Below are 12,001 nucleotides of genomic sequence, written 5' to 3' on the forward strand. Positions count from 1 at the left end.
TTCTACGGATAAATCATAGAAAGTGGGGAACAAAATGTTTAAAGATTTAAAAGGTGAAGCCAATATGTCGCCAACTGTTGGAATACTATACTCGGCTGTCAAAGAGAATTACAATCGACTAAAATGTATTACTGAAGGTATGACACAAGAAGAAATAGATTATCAAGGACCAAATGACAACTTAAATAGTACCGCGCAGTTAATGAGACATATCATGTATGTTGACCTTAATTGGACCTATAGAATGGAAGGGTATACAATGCCTTATTCTATAAAAATGCAATATGGACCGATGATAGATGTTAATAATCGTCTTCCGATGGTAAAAGGAAAGTCTTTGAATACATATTTATCTGAATATGATAATGTATTTGATAAGTTTAAAAATATATGTACAGAATTAACAGATGCTGATCTTGAAAAAGTAGTTACATTTGGTCATAACAATGAAAAGCGAGCAACTATTCATATGGCTGATCATAACCGCTATCATCAGGCTCATATAAACCAACTGAGAAAATGGTATGCTATGAAATAATTCATGGATAAAAACAGGAAGATTGAAACTATTTTTGAGTACATATGTGAATTCATGTTTGAAATTTTCATTTAATGCAAGAGGTGAGCCTATTGTTTGTTAAGGGACTGAATCATTTTTTATTTTCGGTATCTGATTTGGAAACTTCGATTACATTCTATCAAGATGTTTTTAACGCTACATTATTAGTGAAAGGAAACACAACAGCTTATTTTGATTTGAATGGTATGTGGTTGGCACTTAACGAAGAGAAAGATATTCCTCGGCATGAAATCAGTCAGTCATATACACATATAGCTTTTTCCATTGAGGAATCAGACTATGAGACGATATATCAGAAACTTGAGGAGTTGGGCGTGAACATTCTATCGGGACGCTCTAGAGATGATAGGGATCGGAAATCCATCTATTTCACAGATCCTGATAGTCATAAATTTGAATTTCATACGGGAACGTTAAAGGATCGACTAGATTATTATAAACAGGAAAAGCCCCATATGAAATTTTATCGTTAAACTAATGTTGTTTAAGGCCGTTATCGATGAAAAAAATTAATTGATGGAGATCTCTTAAACTGGCTAAACAATATGTATGTTTCCATATTAAATAATAGAGACACGTTTCCTACTCGTAACACTATCTGCAGGAAATTTGTGTTAGAATGGTAGCAGTTAGTTTTGGTTCATGAGCATTTGTAGGAGGCGAGTCGTTTGAAGATGAACAGGAACGACATAAAGATCAGTCAAGATAAGTCATTGCTAGATATGGAAGCGATCTATGAATTTCTACAACAGAGTTATTGGGCAAATAGGCGAACGAAAGAAAAAATGATCAAATCTATTGAATACTCTTTTTGTTATGGGGTTTATCATCATAATAAACAAATTGGATTTGCTCGTATTGTGACTGATTATGCAACAATGTATTACCTTTGTGATGTCTTTATAGATGAACAATATAGAGGAAATGGTATCGGGAAAAGGCTTATAGAGGAGATTACGAGATCAGATGATTTCAAAGATTTATTTGGTTACTTATCGACGAGAGATGCCCATCTACTTTACGAACAATATGATTTTCATCTGGAGCAAGAGAAAGTAATGACACGCATACCAGACTTTTTACGGAAAAAATAGACGTAAAATTTTCTACTTAGAGACGAGGAATCATGTGATATAAATGTTTACACTTATGTATTGCACACATTGATTGGTTAATGCTGCCGAAAATTGGGCGGTAAAACAAGATGCAAAAACGATTCTATTGAATACCGGTGATCGTAAAGAGCGACGGAATGCTCATAAATTTTATACTGATCTAGGCTTTGAACGTAAAAGTATAGGGTTAGTAAAGAAATACATATAGGAGCTATTGACAATGATTTTTTTTGATATTGATGGTACGCTCTTAAATCATGAGCAAGCAGAACATTTGGCTGCGAAACAATTCTATCATCAACATGTACAAGCATTAGAGTATAGCGAAGATCGGTTTCTAAAATTATGGCCACAACTTTCACATAAATACTTCACGCATTTTCTAAATCATCAACTCAGCTTTCAACAACAACGGAGAATGCGAATGAAAGATTTATTTTCATATGATATCAGTGATGAAAAAGCGGACTGTTTATTTAACAAATATCTATCTTTATACAAAAGGAACTGGAAAATGTTCGATGATGTGATGAATTGTCTTGAACAATTGAAACAGCATGGCCATCGATTAGGAATTATTAGTAATGGTGCTTACGAACAACAAGTCGACAAGTTACAAACAATAGGAATCGAGACATTCTTTGAACTGATTATCACATCCGATCAAGTGGGCGTTTCTAAGCCAAATGCACGTATCTTTGAACATGCATGTCGCAAAGCACAAGTGAAAGCTTCGTATTGTTATTATATTGGAGACCAACTTGAGTCTGATGCCATCGCAAGTCAGTCAGCTGGATTCAAAGGAATATGGATCAATCGAAAACCTAACGAACATCAAACCAACTTACCTGTCATTGGCCATCTTCAAAAATTGATGCCAATCATCTTAGGTTGAACCATTCGTGTTTATAAAAAGATGAAACGTCAATAGGATGCTAGACGTACAATAGATAAACATGTACCATGGAAGGGGACAGAAAAATGACAGAAGAAAAATATTGTGAAAAATGTAATCAAAAAATGATTGCTTCCCAAGTTGATGAAGGGGGACTGAAGGGATTGTTAATTAAAAATCCTAAAGGTGCTCAATTATTCCAGAATAAAAAACACACGCGATTAAATCCATATGTTTGCCCCAATTGTGGTCTTACTGAGTGGTATGCCAATGAACCTGATAGATTATTATAGATAAGTCATTCAATTAAAATTTGGGAAAGGACGAACGAGAATGAATCAACAAAAAGAAACCGTTATTGAGAACTGTCATCATACATTAGAATGGATTGAAAATTTACATAATATATCTGAAGAAAAGTGGAGGAAACCGATCGCTAAAGGAAAATGGACCGTAGCAGAAGTGGTCGGACATTTCATTTATTGGGATCAATATTTTATAAACCGAATCCCAGAAATTATTGATGAATCAACACTGACGCAAGTAGATATTGAGTCAGTAAATCAAGAAGCATCGCGCGAAAGTAAAACGAAAAGTAAGGAAGAAATTTTTGAACGATTTCATCAAGTACGTGAAGAACTCATTCAACTCCTTCAATCGCTTGATGATGATCTGTGGGATCAAGAATTTCATACGAATAATGGACAATATACGTTATACGGTGATTTAAAAAGGTTAATCAATCATGATCAACATCATATCAAACAACTTGAACATGTCATCTACTAATGATTCGTTTCGCCGGGCATTGTTGTACCAATTGCAGTCATCAGTGCCCCAAGCGCTTGAATCCAATTTCCCAATGTATTAATAATTGCTTCTATTTGTTTCAGTTGAGGAGATACGGCTTGAAAACTGTTTCCAATCATTTGCAAAAGGTTGCCAAAGCCAATGTATACTGTACGAATAGACAATTTTTTCTGATAGTTTTTTGCAAATGCCATACCTCCACCTAATGCTTGTAACAAGTTTCCTTTTGTATTCAGTGATTGCTTCGTTGAGTCATTAAAATCAAGCAAAAGAGAGCCTACAATCGTGGTATTGCCTATCGATTGTACTTCATTTGCTAGATCCTCAAGTGTGAAACTATAGATTGGTTGTACAGATAATGCATTACCAGTACCCTGCATTGTATTACCAATCACTTTAAAGTCTTGCTGTAACGTACGAGTGAATGGAATCGAAGGGGTATTGGCTATCGCAGACACGAAAGTTCCTGTTGCTACGACCCATGAACCAAATATCTCCTGCCAATTCTGTTTCATTATTTAACCCCCAAATAACACGTGTTACGATATATCCTATGTATAAATGTCAATCCCGCTGTCAACAAAAGCGGATATTTCGTCAATTCACAAAATTGCGTTATAATATAGTAGGTAACGATTTTCTATTTTACAGCTTTATGTTAGTATAAAGCTAATAATTGTAGTAGGAAGGGTTCGTATTATGAGTACTAAAGTTAATCCAATCCAAGTGAGAGATATTATTATTTCCAATCAAGTATTAAAAGATGTAGTGGTGAAGACACCATTACAGCGTGATACAATTTTATCTGAGAAATATCAATGTAATGTGTACCTAAAACGTGAGGATCTACAAGTGGTGCGTTCATTTAAAATTCGTGGCGCATATAACTTTATGAAAGGTTTATCAGAAGAAGAATTAAAAAACGGTGTCGTTTGTGCGAGTGCTGGTAACCATGCACAAGGTGTTGCTTATTCTTGTAAAGCATTAGGCGTCAAAGGTGCGATTTTTATGCCGAGTACAACACCGAGGCAAAAAGTCGATCGGGTAGAATTCTTTGGTGGCCCTTTTGTCGATATAAAACTAGTGGGTGACACATTTGATGACTCTTATGAACAGGCTATGGCCTATTGCGATGAGCATGAGGCCGCTTTTATTCATCCATTTAATGACACACGGACGATTACTGGTCAAGGAACGATTGGTTTAGAGATTTTAGATAGTATCGATGAACCGATTTCGCATGTATTTATGTCTGTCGGTGGTGGCGGTCTAATTTCTGGTGTTGGTTCATATATTAGTAGTATTAGTCCAGACACGAAAATAGTTGGTGTGGAACCAGAAGGAGCTGCTTCTATGAAAGCGGCCTTGGCGAAAGATGAAGTGACTAAGTTAGATCAAATTGATAAATTCGTGGATGGCGCAAGTGTGAAACAAGTAGGAAATGTTTCTTTTGAAATCGCGAAAAATTTCATTGATGATGTAGCAACAGTACCAGAGGGAAAGCTTTGTACAACACTGCTCAATCTTTACAATGAAAATGCGATCGTTGCTGAGCCTGCTGGCGCGCTACCGATTTCAGCTCTTGATGATTATCGAGATGAAATTAAGGGTAAGAATGTAGTTTGTGTCGTTAGCGGTGGAAATAATGATATTGACCGCATGCAGGAATTTAAGGAACGTTCTCTCATTTATGAAGGGTACAAACATTATTTTATCGTTAACTTCCCACAACGTGCAGGTGCACTTCGTGAATTTATGCATAAAGTACTAGGGGAAAATGACGATATTACGCGTTTTGAATATACGAAGAAAAATAATCGAGATAGAGGACCGGTACTTGTAGGCATCGAATTACAAGATTCTAACGATTATTATCAGCTGATTGAACGAATGGAAGCGAATGGATTTACGTATATTGAAATCAATAAAGACGAGGATCTTTTTCACTTATTGATTTGAGTTTTGTTTTGGAAGCAGGGAATGGCCTTGCTTCCTTTCCATTAGGGAGGGGACGGATATGGATTCAAAATTATTAGAAGAATTAATGAAAGAAACAGATGAAGAACGCGCCATTCAAGAAAAAAATCAAACCGTGAATAAAGCGATTTACACGGATGTAACTTCAAATTTTGTCATACAAAGTAAAAAATTTTTACAAGATGAATTGATTATGATCCGTAAACATCCACGTTATATTGACTTTCCGAACCATTCCCACGATTATATTGAAATGAATTACGTATTTCAAGGTTCCCTGCGACAAAAAATCGGTGATAAAGAGATGACATTAAACCAAGGAGACATCCTCCTGTTGAATCAGCATATTGAGCATGAATTATACGCATGTGGCAAAAATGATATTGTCATTAACTTTATTATTGATCCTGGCTTTTTTGATTATATTTTGGCAAATTTATCTGAAGGATTTAGTCAAAATCAAATGATGCAATTTTTAATGAATAGTATGTTTGCTTACTCGCAAAAGGGTGAATTTTTATACTTTCCTGTTGCCTCTTCTTTACGTGTACAAGAATTGATGGAACAAATTCTAAATGAAATGACGTTTGGTCAATTTTTATCAAAATCCAAGCGTAAGTTTCTCATGGGATTATTAATTATCGAACTCATTCAAACGCAACAGCAAAATCAACAATCCACCGAACATGAAGAAGAACAGAAGTTTTTACAAGAAGTGTTTCGCTATATAGAAGAAAACTATCCTTATGCGAATTTACAAGATCTAGCCGATATCTTTTATCAATCGGTATATTGGACAAGTAAGCAAATTAAACGACTCACGAATCAAAATTTTAAAGATTTATTGCAGGAGAAGCGCCTATTAGTAGCTAAAAATCTGATTCTGCATTCAGATATGTCGATGCAAGCAATTGCTGAAGCAGTTGGTTATGAAAACATTAGCTATTTTTATCGTTTGTTTAAAAAGAAATATGGATGGACCCCGCGATCCTATAAAAAACATATGGCAGAAGAGGCCGAAGTAACGAGTACTAAAAGTTAAAGTGAATCTTCATCCTGATTTTTAGTAATTGAGCAACGTTTTTCTAACTCATTGATAAATGACCTTTTATCCTTGGGTGAAATTTTTAGACTACCCAGTATCGCATTTGTATAAAAAATTTCAATCCCATCCCTTGATGAGAGTATTCGATAACCTGTAAAAATATCTTTTGTAAATGACACTTTTGTGATATTGACATAGGGGATTCGACTGCTAAATGGACCACCTTTTACAAGTAGATAATCTTGATAAAAAACGTATTTTACAGCGAAGGCACACCATAGAATGAAACTGGATATAAGTAGGAATATAGAGAGTAGTATCATTATTACAAAAAATTTAGCTCCATCTTCTAAAAGTAAGGGAAGAAAAGTCACTATTCCAATTATGATAATCGTGATTGATATAAAACGTACAAAAAATGTATCGATCTTGGCGCGAAAAACCATGTAAGAATTACACCTCCTATATGAGTGATACGAACAAGGTTTTTTTTGGTTTCATTTTTATTCACGTCAAAAGCTCCATGTTATTACCTCCTATACTCATCTTTTTATCAATCTATGCAAAAAAAGACAATATTTAATAAAATTTCGATATATTTTTCTCACTCCTTATCACATACACTTAATATAAACCGTTTACAAAAAAGGGGTGAAGCAATGCAAAAATGTAAACTCGCTGTCGATATTGGTGCTTCTAGCGGTTGTGTGATCGCTGGGTATATGAACGATGAGCGCCTACAACTCGATGAAGTTCATCGGTTTCATAACCGAATGATCGAACAAAATGGTCATTTATGCTGGGATGTCGATACATTATTTTTCGAAATAAAAAAAGGGATTAAAAAGTCCTTGCAGCAAGGGTATCAACCAACAACTATCGGCATTGATACATGGGCGGTAGATTTTGTATTACTTGATCAGCATAAAGAGCGTTTAACGGATGCTGTCGCTTATAGAGATCACCGTACCGATGGGAAGATGGAAGAAGTGTTTCAAACCATTTCAAAACATGATATTTATAAAGAAACAGGTATTCAGTTTCAGCCATTTAATACAATTTATCAACTGTACGCATTGAAACAAGAAAGTCCAGAAGTACTTGATGCTGCTCAATATTTTCTAATGATACCAGATTATTTGCATTACTTATTTACAGGAAGGTTGTCGAATGAGTACACCAATGCAACAACCACACAATTGTTGAAGGCGGATACAAAAAATTGGAGCGAGGAATTATTACAAGCCATTGATATTGATCCAAAGCTGTTTCAAAAGCCAATGCAACCAGGACAAGTGCTTGGGGAATTAACAGATGAATTGCAGGAAGAACTAGATTGTCAGTTGCAAGTTGTTTTGCCAGGAACGCATGATACTGCCTCAGCAGTCATGGCCGTGCCACGCCAAGATACGATCTATATTAGTTCAGGCACATGGTCGCTCATGGGGGTTGAGTTAGATCAGCCGATGAGTACACCTAAAGCGTATGATTACAATTTTACCAATGAAGGTGGGGTGAATGGGTCGATTCGTTTTCTCAAAAACATTATGGGACTTTGGATGATCCAAGGAGTCAAACGCGAATGGAATCATGTTTATTCGTACACGGATTTTGTTAATTTGGCATATCAAGAAGAAAACTTTCATGCCATTGTTGATGTGAATGATAAACGTTTCTTACGACCACATCGTATGACTGAAGCCATACAAACGTATTGTCAAGAAACGAATCAATCGGTTCCTACCACAGCTGGTGAATTGGCCAAGTGCATTTTTGATAGTTTAGTGGAGAGTTATCACAAAGTAGCGGAACAAATTGAAGAATTGACCGGAAAGACCTATGATTCGATTCATATTATTGGAGGTGGGAGTAAGAATCATTATATGAATGAAAAATTGGCGATGAAAACAAATAAATCGATCTTCACTGGGCCAACGGAAGCAACAGCGCTTGGCAATTTACTCGCTCAATTTTCAGCAACAGGTGAGCTCTCATCGGTTCAAGCATCGAAACAACTGATTCAACAGTCGTTTCCAATTGATACATTTTCTTAAAGGGAGTGGTGACATGAACCATGAATATTTTGAACAAGCGAAAAAACAGTATGAAAAATGGGGGATTTCAATCGAGGAGGCATTTGAGAAACTAAAGAATGTCCCGATTTCAATTCATTGTTGGCAAGGGGATGATATTGCCGGCTTTGAAACCGAACAACAAGAATTATCCGGCGGCATTGATGTAACCGGTAATTATCCAGGTAAAGCAACCTCACCAGAGGAATTACGGAATGATTTAGAAAAGGCATTGTCACTTATACCAGGAAATCACCGAATTAACTTGCATGCGATTTATGCAGAAACCGATGGACAATGGGTTGATCGCGATAAACTGGAACCGAAACATTTTGAATATTGGGTGAAATGGGCCAAAAAACATGGACTCGGATTAGATTTTAATCCTACTTTATTTTCACATCCGAAAGCCGATGATGGTTTGACGCTTACTCATCCGGATCAAGATATTCGTGATTTCTGGGTGAGACATTGTATTCAATCGCGTAAAATAGGTGAGTATTTTGGCAGAGAACTTGGGACACCAGCTTTAACAAATATTTGGATCCCTGACGGTTATAAAGATATTCCAAGCGATCGTTTAACACCTCGAAAGCGTCTGAAAGAGTCACTTGATAAAATTTTTGACGAAAATATTGCTGAAACGTACAACCGTGATTCCGTAGAAAGTAAGTTGTTTGGTATTGGTTCGGAAGCTTATGTGGTTGGATCACACGAATTTTATATGCAATATGCTCAACAAAACCAGAAATTATGTCTGCTCGATACAGGGCATTATCATCCAACCGAAGTGGTGTCGAATAAATTATCATCAATGTTAGTGTTTAATGACTTACTTGCGCTGCATGTATCTCGTCCAGTGAGATGGGATAGTGATCATGTGATTATATTCGATGATGAATTACGAGAAATTGGTATGGAAATTGTTCGTAATGACGCTTTAGATCGCGTGTTAATTGGACTTGACTTTTTTGACGCAAGCATTAATCGTGTGGCGGCTTGGGCAATTGGCACACGCAACATGGTAAAATCATTACTTTATGCATTGTTATTACCTCATAATTATTTAAAACAGCTTCAAGAGGAAGGAAATTTCACAGAACGTTTAGCTTTAATGGAAGAATTTAAGACGTATCCGTTCGGTATCATATGGGATTACTACTGTGAATGGATGGGGGTTCCGGTAGGTGAAAGTTGGTTAACAGACGTGAAAGATTATGAAAAAAATGTTCAATTAAAACGTGAAAGTTAATGCCCTAGTAAAAATCAGCGAAACAAACACGAAATTAAAAATAGTTAGTAAATCCAGCTTAATATGAAAAGGGAGGAATCATGATGGTTGAAAATGTATGGAAAGGTTCAGCAAATGATCAGCATGGGTTAGAAACACTTGTATATCGTTCAAATTTGTTAGGCTCTGACCGATCAGTGGTTAACATTGGGGGTGGTAATACATCGACGAAATCGATTGAAACCGATTTTAAGGGTGATGACATCGAAGTGATGTGGGTAAAAGGTAGTGGATCGGATTTAGCTACCATGCAGTCTCATCATTTTACTGGCTTAAAACTTGCTGATATTCGACCACTACTAGAGCGCGAGGATATGTCAGATGAAGATATGGTCGAGTATCTATCTCATTGTATGATTGACGCTAAGCATCCTCGTTCATCGATAGAAACGTTATTGCATGCGTTTTTACCATTTACACACGTAGATCATACACATCCGGATGCGATTATTAGCATTGCATGTGCTGATAATGGGAAGGAAATTGCTGAAGAAATTTTTGGTGACCGATTTGTATGGGTACCCTATATACGACCTGGATTTCAATTATCTAAAATGATAGCAGATGGCGTCAAAGAAAATCCGAATGCTGAATTAGTCATTATGGAAAAACACGGTTTAGTCACTTGGGGAGAAACGTCAAAAGAATGTTACGACAATACTATTCGTGTGATTAATGAAGCTGAAGCATATATTGATACACAAAAAGAAACACACGCGACATTTGGTGGACAAAAATATCAATCTCTTTATGAAGAAGAGCGTAAGGAGATTTTTGCTGAAATTCTACCTTTCATTCGAGGCGAAGTCAGTCAAACGCAAAAAATGCTCGTTACTTATTGTGATGATGAACGTATTTTGCAGTTTGTCAATAGTCAAGAGGCAGCTGAATTATCGCAAGTAGGGGCAGCGTGTCCTGATCATCTCGTTCATACGAAACGGGTACCCTTATGGATTGAATGGGATCCACAATCAGAGACTATTGATCAATTAAAAGAGAAATTAACAGCAGGACTTGCTCAATTTGCTGACGATTATACATCGTATTTTAACCGAAACAAAACAGACGGCGATGAGATGTTTGAACCTGCACCGCGAATTATATTGATTCCAGGACTCGGAATGGTGAATACAGGGAAGAGTTGGAAAGCTGCAAATATTAGTGAAGCACTTTATCACCGTGCGGTTGCTGTGATGCGTGGTGCAACTGTTTTAGGAAATTTCGTTTCTTTAAATGAACAAGAATCTTATGCGATTGAATATTGGCCGCTTGAGCTATATAAATTGAGCCTTGCTCCACCTGAAGCCGAATTTTCTCGCCAGATAGCTTTTATTACCGGTGGTGCAGGTGGTATTGGTACTGCCACCGCATACCAACTAGTGAATGAGGGAGCTCATGTAATCATTGCAGATATTAACCAGGAAGGTGCTGAAGAGTTAGCTCACGCGATCAATCAAACATACGGTGATAATCGGGCGACTGCTGTACAAATGGATGTAACGAAAGAATCGGAAGTGCAAGCGGCGATTCAAGAAGCTTCTCTTCAATTTGGTGGAATCGATATATTAGTTAATAATGCCGGTTTAGCAAGCTCTAGCCCGTTTGAAGAAACTACATTGGATAAATGGAATTTAAATATGAATGTGCTCGTGACCGGTTACTTCCTAGTCGCACGCGAAACTTTCAAATTAATGAAAGAGCAAAACATCGGTGGAAACATGATCTTTATCGGTTCGAAAAATTCAATCTACGCTGGGAAAAATGCGGCAGCCTACAGCACAGCAAAAGCAGCGGAGGTTCATCTTGCTCGTACCGTCGCAGCTGATGGTGGCCCGCTAGGTATCCGTGTGAATTCGGTACTACCTGATGCTGTTATTCGTGGATCAAAAATTTGGGATTCCTCTTGGAAAAAAGAACGTGCAGCTTCTTACGGTATCGATACCGATGAACTAGAAGAACATTATCGCAAACGTACAATATTGAATGTGAATATTTTACCAGAAGATATTGCTGAATCTGTCACATTTCTCGCATCCTCAAAATCTAGTAAAACAACAGGTTGCATGATTACGGTAGACGGTGGCGTTGCTGCAGCATTTACAAGATAAAAAATCATGAAGAGGTTGAGAAAAAAGATAAGTTAGACAGAAAAATCCGAACATTAATGTCTGACTACACATAACGCTTCGGCAAAACACTTCGCTTTTACCCATAGG

13 protein-coding genes are annotated in these 12,001 nt (G+C 36.7%); 11 read left to right on the forward strand and 2 right to left on the reverse strand.

From position 1 onward, the window contains the following. The first annotated feature begins 34 nt into the window (after positions 1-34). The 6 genes from J416_RS07550 to J416_RS07575 all read left to right on the forward strand — a co-directional run bounded on the left by J416_RS07550 (position 35) and on the right by J416_RS07575 (position 3,379). Complete coding sequence (locus J416_RS07550) at positions 35-538, forward strand: DinB family protein (protein ID WP_003467830.1); 504 nt, start codon at positions 35-37, stop codon at positions 536-538. A gap of 74 nt (positions 539-612) precedes the next feature. Further along, positions 613-1,053 (forward strand): FosM family fosfomycin resistance protein, encoded by a 441-nt coding sequence (gene fosM, locus J416_RS07555; protein WP_420805431.1) that lies wholly within the window; start codon positions 613-615, stop codon positions 1,051-1,053. 201 nt (positions 1,054-1,254) lie between these two features. Further along, the gene (locus J416_RS07560; protein WP_040513149.1) at positions 1,255-1,674 is read left to right on the forward strand and encodes a GNAT family N-acetyltransferase; all 420 of its coding nucleotides are present in this window, start codon (positions 1,255-1,257) and stop codon (positions 1,672-1,674) included. Positions 1,675-1,915: 241 nt separating this feature from the next. Next, entirely contained in the window at positions 1,916-2,590 is a 675-nt protein-coding gene (locus J416_RS07565; protein WP_003467835.1) for an HAD family hydrolase, read from the forward strand. Between the two features lie 86 nt (positions 2,591-2,676). Continuing rightward, on the forward strand, positions 2,677-2,883 hold the full coding sequence (locus tag J416_RS07570; RefSeq protein WP_003467837.1) for a hypothetical protein: 207 nt from the start codon (positions 2,677-2,679) through the stop codon (positions 2,881-2,883). A gap of 40 nt (positions 2,884-2,923) precedes the next feature. Beyond that, complete coding sequence (locus tag J416_RS07575) at positions 2,924-3,379, forward strand: DinB family protein (protein ID WP_003467841.1); 456 nt, start codon at positions 2,924-2,926, stop codon at positions 3,377-3,379. Here the strand turns inward: J416_RS07575 and J416_RS07580 are convergent. Next, a complete protein-coding gene (locus J416_RS07580) occupies positions 3,376-3,915 on the reverse strand; it encodes a DUF6944 family repetitive protein (RefSeq protein WP_003467843.1) in 540 nt (179 codons plus the stop codon). The two genes, J416_RS07575 and J416_RS07580, sit on opposite strands and share 4 nt — an antisense overlap. A 184-nt stretch (positions 3,916-4,099) precedes the next feature. Between J416_RS07580 and ilvA the strand changes: the two genes are divergently transcribed. Together ilvA and J416_RS07590 are read left to right on the forward strand one after the other, a co-directional pair. Further along, positions 4,100-5,359 carry a threonine ammonia-lyase IlvA gene (ilvA, locus tag J416_RS07585; RefSeq protein WP_003467846.1) on the forward strand — a complete coding sequence of 420 codons (1,260 nt, stop codon included), beginning with the start codon at positions 4,100-4,102 and terminating at the stop codon, positions 5,357-5,359. Positions 5,360-5,417: 58 nt separating this feature from the next. Then, a complete protein-coding gene (locus J416_RS07590; RefSeq protein ID WP_003467848.1) occupies positions 5,418-6,419 on the forward strand; it encodes an AraC family transcriptional regulator in 1,002 nt (333 codons plus the stop codon). On the opposite strand, the gene J416_RS07595 is transcribed toward J416_RS07590, so the two are convergent. Next, complete coding sequence (locus tag J416_RS07595) at positions 6,416-6,868, reverse strand: PH domain-containing protein (RefSeq protein WP_003467851.1); 453 nt, start codon at positions 6,866-6,868, stop codon at positions 6,416-6,418. The genes J416_RS07590 and J416_RS07595 overlap by 4 nt on opposite strands. Before the next feature lie 213 nt (positions 6,869-7,081). Here J416_RS07595 and rhaB point away from each other — a divergent pair, with 213 nt between their 5' ends. The 3 genes from rhaB to J416_RS07610 all read left to right on the forward strand — a co-directional run bounded on the left by rhaB (position 7,082) and on the right by J416_RS07610 (position 11,893). Then, on the forward strand, positions 7,082-8,476 hold the full coding sequence (gene rhaB, locus J416_RS07600) for a rhamnulokinase (RefSeq protein WP_003467854.1): 1,395 nt from the start codon (positions 7,082-7,084) through the stop codon (positions 8,474-8,476). Between the two features lie 13 nt (positions 8,477-8,489). Then, the gene (rhaA, locus tag J416_RS07605) at positions 8,490-9,746 is read left to right on the forward strand and encodes an L-rhamnose isomerase (RefSeq protein WP_003467857.1); all 1,257 of its coding nucleotides are present in this window, start codon (positions 8,490-8,492) and stop codon (positions 9,744-9,746) included. Between the two features lie 83 nt (positions 9,747-9,829). Next, positions 9,830-11,893, forward strand: coding sequence for a bifunctional rhamnulose-1-phosphate aldolase/short-chain dehydrogenase (locus J416_RS07610; RefSeq protein WP_003467859.1), 2,064 nt, complete (start codon positions 9,830-9,832; stop codon positions 11,891-11,893). Positions 11,894-12,001 lie beyond the last annotated feature (108 nt).

Origin of the sequence: Gracilibacillus halophilus YIM-C55.5 (assembly GCF_000359605.1) — a bacterium.
In the GTDB taxonomy this organism is placed as follows: Bacteria; Bacillota; Bacilli; order Bacillales; family Amphibacillaceae; genus Gracilibacillus; species Gracilibacillus halophilus.